The organism is Actinomycetes bacterium, from assembly GCA_036000965.1.
In the GTDB taxonomy this organism is placed as follows: Bacteria; Actinomycetota; CALGFH01; order CALGFH01; family CALGFH01; genus DASYUT01.
Genome location: DASYUT010000301.1, coordinates 1 through 18,839, shown reverse-complemented (window position 1 = coordinate 18,839; position 18,839 = coordinate 1). Strand labels below are relative to the sequence as shown.

13 protein-coding genes are annotated in these 18,839 nt (G+C 70.9%); 4 read left to right on the top strand and 9 right to left on the bottom strand.

Features of this window, described 5'->3' with window-relative positions:
* Nucleotides 1–119 precede the first annotated feature (119 nt).
* On the top strand, nucleotides 120–734 hold the full coding sequence (locus VG276_26570) for an AAA family ATPase (GenBank protein ID HEV8652855.1): 615 nt from the start codon (nucleotides 120–122) through the stop codon (nucleotides 732–734).
* 175 nt (nucleotides 735–909) lie between these two features.
* Nucleotides 910–2,682 carry a tetratricopeptide repeat protein gene (locus VG276_26565; protein HEV8652854.1) on the top strand — a complete coding sequence of 591 codons (1,773 nt, stop codon included), beginning with the start codon at nucleotides 910–912 and terminating at the stop codon, nucleotides 2,680–2,682.
* A 446-nt stretch (nucleotides 2,683–3,128) separates the two neighbouring features.
* On the opposite strand, the gene VG276_26560 is transcribed toward VG276_26565, so the two are convergent.
* The 3 genes from VG276_26560 to VG276_26550 all read right to left on the bottom strand — a co-directional run bounded on the left by VG276_26560 (nucleotide 3,129) and on the right by VG276_26550 (nucleotide 8,296).
* The gene (locus VG276_26560; protein ID HEV8652853.1) at nucleotides 3,129–4,790 is read right to left on the bottom strand and encodes a prealbumin-like fold domain-containing protein; all 1,662 of its coding nucleotides are present in this window, start codon (nucleotides 4,788–4,790) and stop codon (nucleotides 3,129–3,131) included.
* 1,028 nt (nucleotides 4,791–5,818) lie between these two features.
* Nucleotides 5,819–7,516 (bottom strand): copper resistance protein CopC, encoded by a 1,698-nt coding sequence (locus tag VG276_26555; GenBank protein HEV8652852.1) that lies wholly within the window; start codon nucleotides 7,514–7,516, stop codon nucleotides 5,819–5,821.
* 9 nt (nucleotides 7,517–7,525) lie between these two features.
* The gene (locus tag VG276_26550) at nucleotides 7,526–8,296 is read right to left on the bottom strand and encodes a hypothetical protein (protein HEV8652851.1); all 771 of its coding nucleotides are present in this window, start codon (nucleotides 8,294–8,296) and stop codon (nucleotides 7,526–7,528) included.
* 202 nt (nucleotides 8,297–8,498) lie between these two features.
* On the opposite strand from VG276_26550, the gene VG276_26545 reads away from it, so the two are divergent.
* Complete coding sequence (locus tag VG276_26545; protein ID HEV8652850.1) at nucleotides 8,499–9,197, top strand: response regulator transcription factor; 699 nt, start codon at nucleotides 8,499–8,501, stop codon at nucleotides 9,195–9,197.
* Here VG276_26545 and VG276_26540 read toward each other — a convergent pair.
* Together VG276_26540 and VG276_26535 are read right to left on the bottom strand one after the other, a co-directional pair.
* Nucleotides 9,158–10,561, bottom strand: a complete 1,404-nt coding sequence (locus VG276_26540; protein HEV8652849.1) for a HAMP domain-containing sensor histidine kinase — start codon at nucleotides 10,559–10,561, stop codon at nucleotides 9,158–9,160. The two genes, VG276_26545 and VG276_26540, sit on opposite strands and share 40 nt — an antisense overlap.
* A gap of 97 nt (nucleotides 10,562–10,658) precedes the next feature.
* Nucleotides 10,659–12,530, bottom strand: coding sequence for a S8 family serine peptidase (locus VG276_26535; protein HEV8652848.1), 1,872 nt, complete (start codon nucleotides 12,528–12,530; stop codon nucleotides 10,659–10,661).
* 678 nt (nucleotides 12,531–13,208) lie between these two features.
* Between VG276_26535 and VG276_26530 the strand changes: the two genes are divergently transcribed.
* Nucleotides 13,209–15,563: an ATP-binding domain-containing protein gene (locus VG276_26530; protein ID HEV8652847.1), complete on the top strand. Its 2,355-nt coding sequence runs from the start codon at nucleotides 13,209–13,211 to the stop codon at nucleotides 15,561–15,563.
* 116 nt (nucleotides 15,564–15,679) lie between these two features.
* Here VG276_26530 and VG276_26525 read toward each other — a convergent pair whose 3' ends face one another.
* The 4 genes from VG276_26525 to VG276_26510 all read right to left on the bottom strand — a co-directional run bounded on the left by VG276_26525 (nucleotide 15,680) and on the right by VG276_26510 (nucleotide 18,803).
* Entirely contained in the window at nucleotides 15,680–16,735 is a 1,056-nt protein-coding gene (locus tag VG276_26525) for a 1-acyl-sn-glycerol-3-phosphate acyltransferase (GenBank protein ID HEV8652846.1), read from the bottom strand.
* A gap of 5 nt (nucleotides 16,736–16,740) precedes the next feature.
* Nucleotides 16,741–17,610 carry a patatin-like phospholipase family protein gene (locus VG276_26520; GenBank protein ID HEV8652845.1) on the bottom strand — a complete coding sequence of 290 codons (870 nt, stop codon included), beginning with the start codon at nucleotides 17,608–17,610 and terminating at the stop codon, nucleotides 16,741–16,743.
* Nucleotides 17,611–17,704: 94 nt separating this feature from the next.
* Nucleotides 17,705–18,034 carry an MGMT family protein gene (locus VG276_26515; protein ID HEV8652844.1) on the bottom strand — a complete coding sequence of 110 codons (330 nt, stop codon included), beginning with the start codon at nucleotides 18,032–18,034 and terminating at the stop codon, nucleotides 17,705–17,707.
* Between the two features lie 106 nt (nucleotides 18,035–18,140).
* A complete protein-coding gene (locus tag VG276_26510; protein ID HEV8652843.1) occupies nucleotides 18,141–18,803 on the bottom strand; it encodes a helix-turn-helix transcriptional regulator in 663 nt (220 codons plus the stop codon).
* Between the last annotated feature and the right edge of the window lie 36 nt (nucleotides 18,804–18,839).

Genomic DNA, 18,839 nt, shown 5'->3' with positions numbered 1-18,839 from the left:
ACAGTCAGAACGATCGCATCGTCGATCGCAGTACGGACTAGCCGGGAAGGCGGTTGCTTCCGATGGCGACGGACAGGAGGCAGAGAGAGCGGCTGGCCTCGCCGGAGTTCATTAGCCGTATGAGGAAGGCGCTTGACGTACTGGACAAGCCCCAGAACTGGCTCGCTCGTCACATTGAGGTAACCGACGCGGCCGTCTCTCGCTGGGTTCAAAATGGCAAACTTCCCGGAGAAAGACGGCTTGTTGAGGCGATTGAGAACACTCTACTCGAGGAAGCGCAACGCCAACAGACGAGCCTTGAGCTGCAGAAAGGCGATCTTGTCAAGCTGTGGGAAGCTGCACGGGACACAGGGTTCGAGCCTTCCAAAGAGGAGGCTGGAAACAGCGATTCCTCAGTAAAGATTTCTTCCGGAGACGTCTTTCACCTTCCGCGCGATATTCATGACTTCACCGGTCGCCGTGAGGAGTTGGCGCGAGTACAAGACCTGTTGCATCGGCACGATCAAACGAGATCTACTGCGGTAGTAGGGATCGTCGGCAAACCAGGCGTTGGGAAGACCGCTCTAGCCATTCGAGCGGCCCACGAGCTAAGCTCACAGTTTCCTGACGGTCAGCTATATGCGGATTTGCGCGGTTTTCATGGGCATCCTGCTTCGCCCAGCTATGTTCTTGCTGAATTTCTGCGGGCACTGGGGGTAAAAGGGCGGCGCCCTTCTGGATCCGAGCAGGGTTGAGGATCGGGCTCGACTATATCGAGCCCGCTTGGCTGGTCGGCGAATCCTGGTTGTCCTTGACAACGCGGCCGATACCAAGCAAGTGCGCCATCTCCTACCCGGAAGCTCGACTTGCGGAGCAATCATCACGAGCCGCCGCTCCCTGGTGGGGCTTGAGGGCGTCACGATTGAGGCCTTGGACGTCTTCTCCCCAGAGGAGGTGGAGCTGCTCGCCAAACTGGAAGGCTACAATCGAGTGGAAACTGAGCCGCAGGCGACACGAGAAATCGTGCACCTGTTTGGTTACCTGCCCCTCGCGGTTCGCATTGCTGGTGGCTTGCTCAGGGTTAGACCGCGCTGGTCGCTGGAATCGTATCTTGGGCGCCTCAGGAGGGAGTGCAGTCGACTTGGCCCTGGAGTCCTGTTTTCAGAGGTCCGGGCAAGCTTCATGTTGAGCTATAATCGCCTCGACAAGGACGAGCAGCGTTTGTTTGACGCTCTAGGCCTGCTAGAGGCTGTCGACTTCACCGCGTTTATTTCGGCAGCGCTCCGAGACGTCTCCGTTGAGGACGCCGAGATTCTTCTCGACGCCCTGCTGGACGCGCAGCTCGTCGAGACCGCTCGAGGCGGTGCGTCCGGGCAGCCACGTTACCGCCTACACGACCTGCTACGAACCTTCGCCCGCGAGCGTCTCGCCAGAAATGAGCCTGAAAGCGCCCAGCGCGCGGCGCATGAGCGGGTCCTCCATGCCTACCTCGCTGTCGCGCAGGTGGCGGCCGCCAAGCTAACACCCGGTGCCTTGCCGGAAGTCGCAGAACGAGGTGCACAATCGCGGCAAGGGAGCATGTCCAGCCTGGCCGAGGCTGAAGTAGGTGATCCCCGTGTATGGTTCACGGTCGAGCGTGATCACTTGATCGCCAATGTGCGGCAGGCCCACCAACGCGGGTTCTGGGAGTTGACCTGGCAGCTCGCCGTCACTTTGACCGACTTCTTCGAGCTCCGCGCTCGCTGGTATGCCTGGCACGAAACCCACGAGCTGGCTCTCGACGCCGCCCGCCGAGCTGGCGACCGGCGCGGCGAGGCACTCACCCTTCGCCAGCTGGCTAGGCTACACCTTGAACGAGACGAATGGGACGAGGCGATCTCAAGGTTCAATGAGAGCCTTGCAATCTCTCAAGAGCTGGGAGATCGACTTTGCGAGGCTCGCGTGTGGCGTGGCCTGGGCAGAGCCTATCGAGACCAGAGCCGTTCGGTTGAGGCGGCTACCTACTTCCAGCGGGCACTGGCAGTCTTTTTGGAACTCGGCGACCGCCGCTGGGAGGCCGCTACTCTACGCAGTCTTGGGCGGACATACCGAGATGTGGGCCGGTCGTTGGAGGCGATCGAGAGCTTGCAGAGATCTCTCGAGATATTTCGAGATCTCGGCGACCCGCACGGTGAGGCGCGGGTACTGCGCAACCTGGGTGATCTCTACCGAGACGAGGGGCGCCAAGATATCGCTGTTGAGTATCTCAACAACTGTAGAACAATCTTTCGAGAACTCGACGATCTCCGCTGGGAGGCGCGGGTCATACGCAGCCTGGGTGGGGTTTACCGCGAGCAGGGCGACTTGGGAAAGGCCGTCCAGTCCTTTGAGAAGGCTCGTGGCATCCTACACAAATTCGGTGACCAGCATGGTGAGGCACGTGCCATACGCGGTCTAGGCGATACTCAGCGTGACCGCAGCGACCTGGACGGCGCAATCGAACACTACCGGCAAAGCCTCAAGCTCTTCAATGCGCTTGATGATCTCCGCTGGCAGGCACGCACGCTGCAAGATTTGGGCGAGCTGCACCGGGCTCTAGGGCATCATGACGAGGCGATGAACTGCTCGGGTCAGGCCCTGAGGATGTTTCGGGAAGTCGGCGACGAGCAGGCAACGGCACGCATTGCGGACGATCTCAATGACCTCGGTGGGTCAGGTCCTTGAATTGGCTTAGGTTCCAGTCATGACAGCCTTGCAACTTCCCTTCAATGAATACCTCACCCAACGATTCGCGCCCGCTCGTCCAAGCGGTCAAGCTCGAGGGCGCCGAGATCCGGAGCAGCCAGGAGGAACTGCTTGAGGTCTGGCTTGTCCGAGGCCAGCAGCGCCCGGGGTCGGAGTGGCTGAGGTCAGGTTGCAGGTTGATGGACCCCGGGCCCGGGCGGGGGGACCAGGCCCAAGGCCCGGGGTCGTCTGTCGCCCGGCAGACCGGGCGGCTTCGAAGGGCGGCGTGCCAGCCTTGAGGACGTCGCCGGCATGGCCGAGCGGCCATGCTGCTGAGGTACTCGAGACCCGGGCCGCCAGTTGCGGGATCGTGAACACCCTTCAGGTCGGGGTGGACGAGGGGCCGGCCAGCTGCCGGCCCCTCGTCGCGGTGGCGGCTGGCTCCCCTAGTGGGCAGCGCTCCCGACGTCGACGGTCAGGTTCTTGGGGCCGTGCGGCTTGTTGCCGAAGCGGGCGCCGCCAAGGGCGCACAGCTGGGCTTCGGTCAGCCCCGATGGCGGCGACGACAGCGACGTCGCCGAGCTGGTGCCGTTGGTCACCTGGCTGGCGGCCAGGGTGTTGGTGCCCTCGTGGCAGACCAGCACGATGATGACGTGCTGGCGCGGGTTGACGAACGTCAGCGACAGGGTGGTGCCAGCACCGACCACCACGTTCTGGTCGGCCGCAGTGTCGTGGTCTGGCACCCCGGTGGTCTCCACCACCCAGTACCGCCCGGGCACGACATCGCTGATGGTGCAGTTGCCGTCCGCGCCGGTCGTGCAGGTCTTGGCGGTGGCGGTGTCCTCGGCGCCGTGCGGCGCCGCCCCGTTGAGCGGCGGGTTGTCCACGAACAGGGTGAAGACCGCACCCGCAAGCGGGTTGCCGAGGTCGTCCTGCTTGTGGATGTTGATCGTGCCGCGGGTGCGGTTGGTGAAGGTGCAGGTGACCTTCTCGTCGACGGCGACGTCGATGTTGGTCACCGGGCTGCCGTCGTCGCAGGTCGCGCTCACCAGCTGCCAGCCCGTCGGCACGGTCTCCGCGGCGCTGTAGCCGGAGCCCGCAAAGACCTGGCCGCTGCTGTGCTGCTCGCCGTCGTGCAGGCTGAACGACTGGTTCAGGCTGGACGGCCCGCCGGTGAGGGTGAAGTCGAAGCTGGTGGTGGTCGGGTCCGGGCTGGGGTCGGTGACCTTGCGGATGATGATCTCGCCGCAGTTGGAGATACTCACCGGGACCGGCGCGATGAAGTCCTTGACCGCCGCGGTGAACGCGTCCGACGAGCGGCTCTTGAGGTAGGCGCCGCTGAAGGCGTCACACTGGCCCGGCGGGAGCAGCCCAGAGTCGGTCAGGTTGATGGCCGCCTCACCGAACGTGCGCGCCGACAGGGTCCTGGGGTTGTTGGGCGGGATCGGGTCGGTGACCGAGCCGGCCGGGGGGTTGTTGGTCGGGTCGTTGATCGACCCCTCGAAGTTGCCGGCCAGGCTCTGCACCGGTCCCCAACACGGCACCGTGTTGTTGGCCTCGCACACCGTGGCCGGGTTGCCGCTGGTCACCCAGCGGTGGAACCCGAGGGTCGGGGTGGTGCCGCCCTGGGACAGGTCGTATTTGATCAGCAGATCCCCGGCGGTGCGGACCGGCGTCACCCCGTTACCGCTGAGCGTGGTCGACTGGTTGAACTCGAAGTCCATGTTGGTGGTGCCCGACGGCTCCTGCACCCGCTCCCAGGCCAGGTACAGGAACTGCTTGGTGCCCACCCGCTGGTTGGCGACGTAGAAGCGGGTCAGGTCGCTCTTGTTGGGCGGGATCGACCCGGTCACCACCGTGGGGACCGCGGTGTCCTCCTTGGTGCCCTGGCCGAACGAGTTGTCATCCCGCCCGACAATGTCGACTGCGGTCGCCAGGTTGGGTGCGTTGGCCCAGTCCTGGGTTTCGTCGTTGAGCACCAGGTTGCCGTCGCCGGCGTCAAACGGGCTGCCGGTAAGGTTGGCCAGGCCCGGGTAGACCAGCGCGAGGGCCAGCAGAATCGCGGTGGTGGTCGGCAGGACAACGCGGCGCACAAGTCGACGCCGCAAGCTTGAAACCTTCATCGAAAAAAACCCCCCATTGGAAGCGTCGACCGACCGACGGAGGGCAGCCCACCACACGATGGCCATGCAACCCCCCCGGTTCGGTGGCACAGGACCGGTTCAGGCGCTGGGGGAGATCCCCGTCGCCTGTCTTCTGCCAGCGGTGACCGGTATCAACCGGACATTGGGTTCGCCCTCATGGCGCACCATCTCCTTCCCTGCTGCGGGAGTTGCCCGTAGATAGGGCATAAATCCAAGATATGGCTCTTATGTCTCAGATTTCATTTGGCTTTTGGACGTCCCTTGTTCACCGCAGCTGGGCCAGGTTCAGGGCAGCACAGTGGCCTTCTCAACGCGACGTTCCCCCCCACCGCTTGGAGACCAGCGGTCCACTAGGGCGCCGGCTGCGTCCCGGCGCGCGCTCACCCGAACTCACGGCCGCGGCGGGACTGCCAGCCTGCCGCGACCGGTACCAGTCAGACCTCGAAGAACCCGCTGGAGGCTTGAAGGTGTTGATGCCACTGGTGCTCACGCGGTTTGGGTCACGTCCGTGAGCGGGCGATTTGGGGAGAGGAGTCGCTTGGCCACGAAGGTACACGGAATTCTCTAGCGGGCGGCGATAGGGGTGATATCCACAGTTCTACATAGCCTGCTCTGCTTGACCGCTCGGCTGGGCAGGCCAAACCGGCCCCGTTAGGGGTCCCCGCGCGACAACCTAGACGTTCCTGGGTCGACACGCCCAGGTGAATGGTGCTCGGCCTGGCCAAGTTGTCCGGCGGGCCCCAAGTGAGGGATGCGACACAAACGGGGGCCGGTTGGCCCCCGTTTGGTGGCTGCTTGTCGTCCAGTGTGCCGGTAATGAGCGTGGGAGAGACGCGGGCGATTCCACTCGGCTGGACGATCAGCGAAGGTTGACGAAGGTCCTGCTTGCGTCCGGGACGGGAGTGGAGACGTTGTTGGTGGTGTCGGTGAGCGTGATGCCCGTGTAGGAGACCGAGGCAAGCACCAGTGTCTGGCCAGACGGGGCGGACGGGTCAGCGCCTGGGCGGGCTGGGCGCGCCGGGGAGGCCCATCTCGACGTCGAGCGGCACGGTCAGCACGCGGGAGCCGGTCTCGACCAGAGCGGTGACGTCCCAGCGTCCGGCGATCGACAGCAGGTTGCCCTGCCCGTGCCAGCGGCCGTCGCCGTCGCGGGCGAGGTCCAGCGAGGAGGCCTCCAGGTCCGGACGGGACCGCAGCGCGCTGCTCAGCCGGAGCCGCTGGACCGGCAGGGGCGCGCCGGTGTCGTAGTCGGCCACCCTGGCGGCGAAGCGATTGGGCCCGGCCACGCCGGGGGTGACGGTCAGGGTGACCCGCAGAGAGGTCGCGTAGTCGCTCCCGCTCGCCTGCACGGTCGTGGGCGCCGCCGGCGCCTGGGACGCCGGCGCGGGCGTGGCGCCGGGGGGCAGCTCGCTCAGCAGCGCCGCCACGGCCAGCACGACCGCGGCCAGCCCCAGCTCGCCGCGGACGGTCCCCCGCAGCCGGGCGACCGGGATCTGCCCGGCTCGCAGCGCGGGGATGACCAGGTAGCGGTTGCCCGCGCCCATCCCCGCCAGCGCGGCGAACACCACCACCTTGACCAGCAGGGCACGCCCGTAGCCGCTGTCGGCCAGGCGCTGCCAGCCGCCCAGCTCGTCCAGGGTGCGGGCCACACCGGTGGCCACCACCACGACCAGGCCGGCCGCGGCCAGCCGGGAGAAGCGCACCGACGCGGTCACCTGCTCGGCGCGGGACTGGCCGCGCAGGCCCTGCAACAGCCAGGCGAGGCCGCCGATCCACACGCCGACCGCGACCAGGTGGGCCCACTGGGCCAGCAGGTTGAGCCCGCGCAGCGGGGACGGGGCGGCGGCGTGGCCGGCCAGGGTGTGCACCAGCAGGCCGCCGGCGGCGGCCAGGGCCAGGACGGCCAGAGGCCGTGCCGAGGCCAGGGGCCCTGGCCGGGCCAGGTGCCGGGCCGGGCTGGGGCGGGTCAGCAGCAGCGCCACTGCCCAGGCGGCCACGAGCAGCGCCGCACCACGGCCGAGCAGCCACAGGCCCGTGGCCGACCCGGCCAGCCGGACCAGGGACACCTCCGCCGCCGTCGCCGCTGCCACCGCCATGAGCACCAGCCCTGCGGCGGCCAGCAGCAGGGCGGTAACCAGCAGGCGGGCGGGCCGTCCGGGCAGGCGGCGGTCGAACACCGCCAGACCGGTCGCGGCCGCCCCGATGAGCAGGGCGAAGCCCCAGTAGACGGCCCAGCGGCCGGCCACGCCCAGGCCGGTCGGCGGGTCGCCCGACTGCCGCACGGCCGCTGGCTCGACGCCGATGATCGTGCCGGGGGCCTGGTCGCCGACGCCGAAGGCGAACACGCCCCTGGTGGTGTGCCCGTCCACGCGCGACACCACCCGCCAGCTCACCGTGTAGACCCCCGAACCCAGCGCGTCCAGCGGCACGCTCAGCGCACGCGGCTGCCCGGGGACCGGCTGCACCCTGCCCCGCTCGACCGGGCGCCCGCTGGCGTCGAGCACGTGCACGGCGGACAGCGCCCGCTCCGGTGCCTCGCTGAACTCCAGGCGCACCGCCTGCGGCGGCTGGGTGAGCGCGGACCCGTCGGCGGGCTGGGAGGCACGAAGGTTGCCGTGGGCCCCGGCCGCCGGGCCTGTGGCGAGCAGCCACAGGCCGGCGAGCAGGGCGGCAGCTGCCAGGCGTCGCATCGGACCGGCTCAGACCCGGAGCTTGTTGAGCTCCTGGGTCGGCTCGGGATCGGCCCGCAGCGGCGCGGGCGGGGCCGGGACCGGAGGCGCCTGAGCCCTGCGCCGGGCGCTGCGCGCGGCTGCCATGGCGATGCCGGCGAGCACGATCCCGATCAGCCCGAGCAGCATCCCGGCGAACGCGAGCTGGCGGGCCTGCGCGAGCTTGCCGTCCGCGCGCCGCTCGGCGGCCCGGCTCAGGGCCAGGACGCTCTGCACCGAGGCGGTGAGGCGGGGCACCTCGCGGTCGAGCCGCTGGGCGAGCTGCCCGGTGCTCGGGTCCTTGAGGGCAGGGAAGGCGGTCTTGGTGGGATCCAGGACGTCGCCGAAGGTCTTGGGGCCGGAGGTGAAGACCTGGTTGACCTTCTGGCCGTTGATGGCCCCGTGGACGTGGAAGCTGTACCGGCCCGGCGCGCTGGGCACGAAGAAGCTCTGGTAGTCGCCCGGGGTGCCCCACTCGTCGCCGAAGTGCGGCTCCAGGGGCAGGACGATCTTGGGAAGGGCGGGATCGGCCTTGGTGCCGTAGAAGCCGTGGACCGCCACCTTGCTGACGTCCAGGTCGGTCACGGGCTTGCCGCTGGCGTCGCTGACCATGAGCTGGACGCTGTTCTTGGAACCCGCGTAGGCGGGCTCGTCACCGAAGCCGACGACCAGCTCGTACTTGCCGACCTTCCTTCCCTCGTGGGCGGATGCGGGCACGGCCATGACGGACAGGAGCATGGCGGCGACACCGACGGTTGCCACCAGCGGCACGATCCTCCTGGCCCCCATGCCCGGTCGGCGTGCGTTGCGTTGCATTGTTGCCCCCTTTACTTCGGGCTCGGCGATAACGTGAGGATAGATAGCGATCTCTCTCATACCTAGATCGCCAGGTGAAAAAGGCTTTAGAATAAAGAGAGCTTCATGGACCGGTGGCTCGGCGAGATGCTCTTGGCAAGGGGCGTGGCTGATGAAGCTTCTTGTCATCGAGGACGAGCCAGAGATCGCATCGTTCCTGCTGAAGGGATTGCGGGCCCACGGCTATACCGTGGAGCACTCCGTCACCGGCGCCGGAGGATTGGCCCTGGCCAGGCAGGCCGACGTCGACCTCGTCGTGCTCGACCTGCGACTGCCGGACCTGGACGGCACCGACGTGCTGCGCCGCCTGCGCGCCACGGGCAACCACGTGCCCGTCATCGTGCTCACCGCCCGTGGCGACACCGCCGACCGGGTCGAGGGCCTCGACCAGGGCGCGGACGACTACCTCACCAAGCCGTTCGCGTTCGACGAGCTACTGGCGCGCATCCGCGCCCGGCTGCGCCGGCGCGAGGGCGAGCAGGTGATGGTGCTGGAGGTCGCCGGGCTGGCCCTGGACCTGCGCACGCGGAGGATCCGCGTGCACGGGCGCGAGCTCGATCTGACCGCCCGGGAGTTCGCGTTGCTCGAGATGTTCCTGCGGCACCCGCGGCAGGTGCTGAGCCGGGAGCGGCTGCTGTCGCGGGTCTGGGGGCTGGACTTCGATCCCGGGTCCAACGTGGTGGACGTCTACGTCGGGCATCTACGCCGCAAGCTCGGTGAAGGCTTGATCCAGACGGTGCGGGGCATGGGCTACCGCCTGGTGGCAGATCACGACCAGGGGACGAAGAGCCAGAACGTCACGCCGTAGCCGGGACGGTTGCGGGCACCCGCCGAGCCGCCGTGCGCCTCGGCGATGCCGCGCACGATGGCAAGGCCGAGCCCGGTCCCGGGGACCGCGGTGTTGAGCCGGCGGAACGGCTGGAAGACCCCCTCCTCCTCCCCGGCTGGCAGGCCGCCACCGCGGTCCTCGACCTCGAAGCGGACCCCGTCCGGCTCCCCGACCAGCCGCAGCTCCACCGGGCTGCCGCCCGCGGCGTGGAGCGCGGCGTTGCGCAGCAGGTTGAGCAGCGCCTGGGTGAGCCGCTGCGGGTCCGCCTGCAGGACCATGCCAGGTGGCACAGGCTCGACGCGCAGGTGCCCGTCGAGCAGCGGCGCCGCGTTCGCCGCCAGCTCGTCCACGAAGCTGTCGAGTGGGACCTGCTCCGGTCGCAGGAACTCGGGGTGCTCGGCCTTGGCCAGGGTGGCCATGTCCTGGACGATCCGGCCCATGTGCGCGAGCTCCCCGATCACCCGCCGGTGGGTCTCGGCCACCTCTTGCGGCGGGGCGTCGGTGCCCAGCACCTCGAGGTGCCCGCGGCAGATCGTCAGCGGCGTGCGCAGCTCGTGTGACGCCTCGCTGATGAACCGTCGCTCCCGCTGGAACGCCGCTTCGAGCCGGTCCAGCATCTGGTTGATCGTGGCCGCCAGCAGCTCGGCCTCGTTGCGCTCGTCGGTCTCGGGCACCCGCTTGGTGAGATCACCCTGCTCGGAGATGGCGTTGGCCGTGTGCGCGATGTCCCGCATCTGGTCACGCTCCCGCAGCCTGGCCCGCCACCCCCGCTGGGTCAGGTAGGAGAGCGCCAGCGGGACCAGCAGCAGCGGCACGATCAGCGGGGCGGTGGCCCACAGCACCCCGCCGAGCAGGCCGATGGCCAGGCTACCCGCCCAGTTCATCAGCGTGAGGCGGAACGGCGCCGCCAGCACCCGCCAGAACGGCGCACCCTCCATCAGCGAGACGACCAGCGCCACCGCCATCTCGTTCAGGACGTACAGCGCTCCCATGGCCGCGCCCGCCGCTCCCCAAGCGGCGGGCGAGGTGGGGCTCGCGGGCGCGAGGGCCTGGTAGACCAGCTCGGCAACGGTGATCCCGATGAGGTGCTGGCCCAGGTTGAAGGCCTTCTTGTGCAACGGCCAGGGTTGGAAGGCCTGTCCCAGGAGGAGCCCGGCGGCAACCGTCAGGGTCAGCACGCTGGGCTCGGCCACCAGCAGCGCGGCCGCCCAGACCGCGTCGACGAGCGAGAAGACCTGCCGCTCGTCGCCATAGGGCAGCGGGAGGGGGAACTGCTCCAGGACCACGCTGAGCGTGGTCAGCGCCACCCAGGCCCACAGCTCGGTCGCGTCCCACCGGGCCACCTCAGGGAGCCGGAACGCCAGGCATCCCAGGCCGCCCAGCGTGACCAGCCCGATGAGCGCGCGGGCCGCCGGCGGCCGCCGGCGGCCCGCGCCTGTCTCAACTCCAGCTCTCGGCGCCCCAGTGCTTGATCTCCCAGCCGCTCGGGTCGACTCCGAAGGTGCCCCAGTGCTTGATCTCCCAGCCGCTCGGGTCGTCTCCGAGGCCGCCCCAGTGCTTGATCTCCCAGGCACTCGGGTCGTCTCCGAGGCCGCCCCAGTGCTTGATGCTCCAGGACCTGGCGTCCCAGCCCATGCCGCTCCAGGAGTCCCCGCCCTGGGGCTCGACCTCCCACCCAGGAGCCTCGGCCACCAGGCGGGACCAGGGCGACCATGGCCACGTCGCGGTTGTCCAAGACGTGGCCGTCCACGCGGCCGCATCCCATACCCTCCCGAGCGCGTCCACCTCGCCGGCGACCGGCTCCGGCGCACCGTCGCCGTCAAGGTCAGTGTACGCGCGCAGCGACCCGCGGCTGGCCTCCAGGGAGCCGCGACCGGTCGAGGACCGCAGGCCCTGGTTGGCAGGGTGGGACCGGTACGCCCCGCGCCTCACCGCCGCGGTCGCGGCGCCGGCGTCCACCAGGCCGGCGCCCGCGCCGGGCTGGCCGGCAAGGTACTGCTGCGCGGTGTCGAGCAGCGCCGCCTTGGCGACGTCGGGCCGGAGGGCCGGGTCCTCCTGGTACAGCAGCGCGGCGACGCCGGAGACGACCGCGGCGGCCTGGGAGGTGCCGGTCCCCTTGAAGTAGTGGCGGTTGTAGCGCGCGGCCGGACGGAGACGGTCGATCGTGCTGTCCACGGCGCGGATGCCGAGGATCGAGGTGCCCGGCGCGACCAGGTCCGGCTTTGCCACGCCTTCGGCGGTCGTGCCCCGGCTCGAGAACGGCGCTACCACGTCGTCGCCGGTCCTGCTCGTGTTGTTGAGGTCGGCCGCGCCGACGGTGAGCACGAAGGGGTCGTCGCCGGGCTTGCGGATGGTGGGCGACACGAGCTCGCCGTCGTTGCCGGCCGCCACCACCACCAGGATCCCCGACCGCCACACCCGCTCGACCGCGTAGTCGAGGGGGTCGACCAGGTAGCTCTGGGTGGAGTCGGTGCCGAAGGACAGGTTCAGGACCTTGATGCCGAGGCGGACCCGGTTGGAGACCACCCACTGCAGGCCGGCGAGCACCACCGAGACGTCGGTGGCCCCGCTCCAGTTGGCCACCTTCACCGACACGAGCCGGGCCGTGGGCGCGGCGCCTTGATAGCCACCCCCGCTGCTGCCGCCCGCGCTGCCGTCCATCATCTCGCCGTTGCCGGCGATCACGCCGGCGAGATGGCTGCCGTGCCCGAAGCGGTCGTAGCCGTCGCGCTCCTCGGTCAGGTCCACCCGAGCCAGCACCCGGCCGTCGAGGTCAGGCGTGCGGGTGATGCCGGTGTCGAGCAGGGCGACGGTGGACGGTTCGCCGCCCCGGCGGTGCCGGTCCAGACCGATCGCCTTGCGCCAGGTCCGGTCGGCGGGAAGCGGGTCGTGGTCCTTCGGGTCGTCGCCGTCCCCGTCGCCGCCGGTGAGGCCGTGCATGCGGATGCGGCCGTCCGGCCAGAGGCGCTGGACCGCCGGGGAGCCGAGCAGGCGCGGGAGCCGGTCGGCGCGGATGCGGGCCGCGAAGCCGCCAATGATCGGGAGCTCGTGGGTCACGGTCCCGCCGAGCTGGCGCACCAGCCGCTCGGCCCGGGCCGAGCCGGGGTCGCGCTCCCGGACGATGAGCGGGACGGTCGCGCGCGCCGCGGTCACGCCGCCCTGTCCTAGCGAGCCGCCCGCCTCGTCGGGGGCGGCCGGCGTACCGGGAGGGAGGGCCGCGACCAGCACGAGCGCGAGCAGCGCCAACAGCGCGCAGCACGACCGTATGGACGACGACAGACGAACGGGGAGGCCAGGCAGCTGCCATGCCATGGGGGCTACTCCTGTTGGTCGCATCTGGCGAGATGGCCGTCCCGGCCAACCCGCGTGCAACCGGCGATCTTGCCGTTGGGGGGGCGATCTCGCCGTTGGGGGTGTGATTCTGGGTCCGCCACTTGTTGCGTGCCGGAGTACGAGATCACGTCCGGCCTAACGGACCACTAACGGATCCCGGCCGGAAGGGATCAGCCGCAGGTCAGGGAGGAGCCGCGCAGTCAGGGAGGAGCCGCGCAGTCAGGGAGAGGCCGCGCAGTCAGGGAGAGGCCGGGCAGCTCAGGATCAGCCGCACGTCACGGAGAGCGCCGGGCGGCTCAGGGACGGGGCGTGCCTCTGGCGCCGTGGCCCGTGCCCTGTTAAGGTATGCGGGCACGGGCATGCGTGCACACAAAACAGACGGAAGGATCCGTCAGGGAGACGTTACCACACAGGAGGCCATTTGTCAACCCTGGCCAACCGAGTCGCGACCGCCGCACACCACGACCGCGGGCAAGGGGGAGCATGAACGACTTCCGGATCGGGGACGAGACCCAGCTGGCGGGCCGGCCGGGTGATGACACCGAAGCACCCGCCGGTCTGCCCGATGGTGCCCAGCACCATCCGCACAGCCCGCTCACGCAGCTCGAGCAGGAGCAGGCGCTCACGCAGCTCGAGCAGGAGCAGGCATACGTGTCCATGCTGTACGGCCGGGTGGACGGGTTGCGGGCCCGCACCCGCGCGCGGCTGGCGCAGTTCCTCCGGCAGGAGGGGGGCGGGACCCTCCAGGCGCGACTGGACCGCGACACGTTCGTGGCCAGGCTCACCAACCGGCTCGCGCAGCTGGCCGCGGCGGAGAACGGGCTCTGCTTCGGCCGGCTCGACCGCCGGGACGGCTCCCGCCTGTACGTCGGGCGCCTGGGACTGCTCGACGACGAGCGCGAGCCGCTGCTGGTCGACTGGCGTGCCCCGGCTGCACAGCCGTTCTACCGGGCCACGCCGGTCGCTCCCGACGGCGTCGTGCGCCGCCGCCACCTGCGGACCAGGAACCGCGTGGTCACGGGCATCGATGACGACGCGCTCGACCTCGACGCGCTGAGCCAGGACGAGCGCGGCCGCTTGAGCGGCGAGGCGGCGCTGCTCGCCTCCCTCACCGCGAGCCGCACCGGCCGCATGGGCGAGATCGTCGCGACCATCCAGGCCGAGCAGGACCGCGTCATCCGGTCCGGCCTGCCCGGCATCCTGGTCGTCCAGGGCGGGCCCGGCACCGGGAAGACCGCCGTCGCACTGCACCGGGCCGCCTACCTCCTCTACACCCATCGCCACCGGCTGGCCAGGCGCGGCGTGCTGGTGGTCGGGCCGAACCCGACCTTCCTCCGCTACATCGAGCAGGTCCTGCCCTCCCTCGGCGAGACCGACGTGCTCCTGTCCACGGTCGAGGGCCTGTACCCGGGGGTGACCGCGACCGGTCGCGAGCCGGTCGAGGCGGCCACGGTCAAGGGCGACCTGCGCATGGTCGACGTGCTGGCCGCGGCGGTCCGCGACCGCCAGCGCGTGCCCGACGACACGCTCGAGGTCACCGTCGACGGCCAGGTGCTGCGCCTGGACCGGGCGACCTGCGAGCAGGCCCGGCAGCGGGCGCGCATGGCCGGCACGCCGCACAACCGGTCCAGGCGCGTCTTCGAGCACGAGCTGCTCACGGCGCTCGCCCATCAGGTGGCCACCCGCCTGACCGTCGACCTGCCAGACGTCGACCTGCCAGACGTCGACCTGCCAGACGACGACCTGATCAACGACGACCTGCCCAACGAGCGGCTGCTGGACGGCGAGCTGGCCGACATCCACGCCGAGCTCGCCGGCGCGCCCGAGGTGGTTGCGGTGCTGGACCGGCTGTGGCCGTGCCTCACCCCCCAGCAGCTCCTCACCGGCCTGTTCGCCTCGCCCGAGCGACTTGCGTCCGCCGCGCCGGGCCTGCTCCCGTCCGAGCGGGCGCCGCTGCTGCGCGAGCCCCCGGAGGGGCCGGACGATGACGCCCCCGCATGGTGGACATGGGCGGACGTCCCGTTGCTCGACGAGGCCGCCGTCCTGCTGGGCGAGGACGACAGGGCGGCCGCGCACGCTGCTGCCCGCCAGGCCGAGCAGCAGCAGCAGCGCGAGCTGGCCTACGCGCGTGAGGTTCTGGCCGTCGCCACCATCGGGGACGCCGCCCGCTACGCCCCGGACACCAGCGGCCTCGACCCGGCGGACCTGGTGGGCCGGTACCACCGTGGCATGGCGGAGCGGAGCATCGCGGACCGGGCCGGCCAGGACCGGACGTGGACCTTCGGGCACGTCATCGTCGACGAGGCCCAGGAGGTCTCCGCAATGGCCTGGCGGATGCTCATGCGGCGCTGCCCGAGCCGGTCGATGACGGTCGTCGGCGACCTCGCGCAGAGGGGAGCGCCATGGGGCGCCAGCTCCTGGGCACACGTCCTGGACCCGCATGCGGCCGGTGGCTGGCGGGAGACGCGGCTGACCGTCAACTACCGCACACCGGAGGAGGTCATGGCGGTCGCGGCCGACGTGCTCGCAAGCGTCGACGGGGAGATCGAGCCGCCCAGGTCGGTGCGGGCGAGCGGCGTCGCGCCATGGAGCCTGCGGGTCGACGCGACCGCGCTCGCCGCCGAACTGCCGGCTGCCGTCGCCGCCGAGGCGGCCGCGGTCGGTGACGGCAAGCTCGCCGTGCTGGTTCCCGCCGCGCAGGCGGAGGAGCTGGGCCGGCTCGTCACCGCCGCTCTGCCCGGGGCAGCGGCCGGGCAGGACCCGTCCGTCCTCGACGCACCGATCGCGGTGCTGACCGTTGCCCAGACCAAGGGACTGGAGTTCGACGCGGTGGTCGTCGTCGAGCCGGAAGCCATCCTGGCCGAGTCCCCGCGCGGCGGGAACGACCTCTACGTCGCGCTCACGCGCGCGACCCAGCGGCTCGGCGTGGTGCATACCGGGCACCTGCCCGCGGTGCTCGCACGCCTGCGCTCGCAGCGGACCGACCCGCCCGCTCACTTGGCGTCGGCGTAACAGTCGGCGTAACAGTCGACCACGGCGGTCTGGACCGGGAAGCGGAACCGGGGTGGCGCCGACCACCAGACGCGCGGTCAGGCGGGGACCGGACGCGGTCAGGCGGCCGGGCGCGGTCAGGCGGGGGGCCGGGCGCCCGGGCGGTCGGGGTGCGGCAGCGCCGTGGGGCGGTTCTCGCCGATCCAGGCGTCGATCCGCTCCCACCAGTCGTACAGCCAGCGGACCTGCGCCGCGCGCCCGGGCGGCACCTCGGCGGCGGGCACGCGCCACCAGCGCGCCTTGATGACCTGCTCCATGGGCAGGCCGCGCCAGATGTCGCCCACGGTGACCATGTGGTCGAGGCCGGTGTGGGCGACGAAGACCACGTCGGCGGCTGGCGCCGCCGCGATCGCGGCCAGCGCCCCGCCCGGCTGCGGCGCCAGCAGGTGCTCCATGGCCCGGGCGCGCATCGCCTCCTCGACCCGGTGGCGCTCTTCCAGGCGCCGGATCGCGCGGAGCCGGCGGCGCGGGGTGAAGTTGCCGCCCTCAGGGAAGATGACCAGCGCCCCCTTGCGCCCGAGCCCCGCAGCCAGCCGCTCGATCTCCTGGATGGCGCCGGCGCCGCGCCCGGGCGCGACGAACGCGTTGGGCAGGCGGTTGATCATCACGTCGAGGCCGGGGTCGAGCTGCAGGATGGCCTTCATCACGATCCGGGGCTCGCGCCGGTACCTGCTCAGCAGCTGGTGGACCAGGAGGAACGAGTCGCCCGGTCCGGCATGGCGGCTCAGCACGATGACCGGACGGGCCAGGCGCGCGCCCGCCTCCTGCGGGGTCAGCTCCGGCTCCTCGACCTCCACCCGCAGCCGGAAGGCGCGCGTCGCCACCCGGTACAGGGTGGTGAGGAACCAGCGCATGATGGCGTAGTGCCGCTCCTGGTACGGCTCGGAGCGCAGCCGCCCGCCGAAGCCGCTCGTGACCCACAGCCCCAGGCACGCGAAGAGCGCGATCGACTCGAGAGCGAGCCAGGCCAGGCCCAGGTAGAGCAGCCGGAGCGCCCGCCAGCGGCCCGGGAGCCAGGGCGACACCGCAACGGCCAGGAGCACCAGGAAGGGCACGTTGATGCCCACGGCCACGGTGACCACCAGCACGAGCGGCGCGAGCACCAGCCGTCGGACGATGCGGGGCGGGAGCACGCCGCTCACCCGCCACCGGCCAGGTAGGCGGCGGACGCCGCGTACGCCCGCTCGATGCGCTCGTCGACGCGGGAGACGTCCCGGTAGCGGAGCTGGGACAGGTCGGCGCCGCGCTGGGCGCCGTTCACGCCCGCGGGCAGGACGTGCACGGTCACACCGGGCGGGAGCGCCGCCATCTCCTCGGCGAAGCGGTGGCGGCGGGCGATCTCGAACGCGACCAGGCCGACCTCCCAAGGGCGCCGCGGTGCCTCCAGGGGACGCTCGATGCGGCCGACGTGGAGGACGTAGACGGTGCCGGCGCCGAGCGTCACCGCGCGGCTGACCGGGATGCTGTGGACCAGCCCGCCGTCGAGGAAGTGCTCGTCCCCCACCCGGACGGGGGGCAGCAGGCCGGGCACGGCGGTGGAGGCGAGCACCGCCGGGACGATCGGCCCGCTGGTGAACCAGTGTGCCGCGGCGCGCTCGATGCTCGCGGCCACGCACTGGAAGGCCACGGCCAGCTCCTCGATGCGCTCGACCGGCAGCAGGTCCTCGAGCAGCCGCTTGAGCGGCTCGTTGGGGTGGAGGTGGGTTCCGGACCGGGCCAGCGTGGCCACCCGCCCGAACAGCGAGCCGGCGAACGCCTCGCTGGCCACGCCGTCGCGCCACATCTCGACCAGCCGAGGCACGGCGCCAGCCGGGTCGGCCGCGACCACGACGCCGTTGAGCGCGCCGACCGAGGCGCCGATGATCAGGTCGGGCCGGATCCCGGCCTCGGCCAGCGCCTGCAGCATGCCGACCTCGTGGGCGCCGAGCATCCCGCCACCCCCGAGCACGAAGGCGACCTGCTGCCGCTCCGGGTCCGGCCGGGTGAAGCGCGCGGGGTCTCCCGTCACGGTCCCTCCTCGTCTCGCGGTGATCCTGGCTGTTGCGGTGTCGCCCTGGCCACCGGGCGTTGCTCCACGGGCGGCGGCCGCCGCGCGGCTCGGCTCAGTCGAACAGCGACGCCTGCTCGCCGTCTCCCCACTGGGCAGCGGCCCACCTGGCGCGGCGCAGGTCGACCCCCTCCCCGAACGGCGTCATCGGCGTCCCCTCGGCCCGGAGCAGCGCGAGCTGCCGGTCGCGCAGGTGGGGTGCTGGCGTGCCGTCGGCACGCAGCACCCTCCACCAGGGCACTCCGTCGCCGTGCCTGAGCAGCACCTGCCCGACGTCGCGGGGGGTGGGCGCCGGGGCGAGCTCGGCCACGTCGCCGTAGGACAGCACCCGCCCGGAGGGGATCCGCTCGACCACGGCCAGGACACGCTCGACCACATCGTTCATACCGATGATCGCACCACTTGTCCCCGGACCCGTCAACACGTCACGGCGGCTGCCAGCGGCGACCACGAAGCTGCGCAGCCGCCGGCCGAGCGGGGCATCGTGCCGCTCAGCGCTTGTGGCGCAGCGTCTGCCGGATGCGGTCGAACGCCTCGTCGAGGATGGCGGCGCACTCGCGGACCTGGGCCTCGGTGAGCTGCATCCGGTGCGCGAGCTGGTGGGTCAGGTGCAGGAACCGCTGCAGGCGCTGCTCGAGCTCCTCGGCCGACGGCGAGCACCAGTCCCCGGTCCAGTCCCGGCCGTGTGGCGCCGACCCGCTCCAGTCCTCAGACCAGGGGCGCCCGTGCCGCTCCCCGCGCTGCCGGCTCTCGTGCCGCTGCTCGCGGCGCATCTCCCGGGCGGCCTGCTTCAGCTCCTGCTTGAAGTCACGGATGGTGCCGCGGACCTCCTCGCGGATCTCCTTGGCCAGGTCGCGCACGGAGCTGTGGATGTCGGCCTCCAGGTCGGCCAGCTCGTCCCGGCGCCGGTCCAGCTCCTCGCGGCCGGCGTCGGTGATCCGGTACACCTTGCGCCCGCCTTCCTGGCTGCGGGTGACCAGCCCCTCGGCCTCGAGCCGCTGCAGCCGCGGGTAGACCGTGCCCGGCGACGGCGCGTACATCCCCATGAAGCGGTCCTCGAGCAGGCTGATCACCTCGTACCCGTGCCGGGGGCTCTCCTCCAGCAGCTTGAGCAGGTACAGGCGCAGCCGCCCGTGGCTGAACACGGTGCTCACGGTGCCTCCCCGGCGGCCTGACCGGGCTCTACCTCG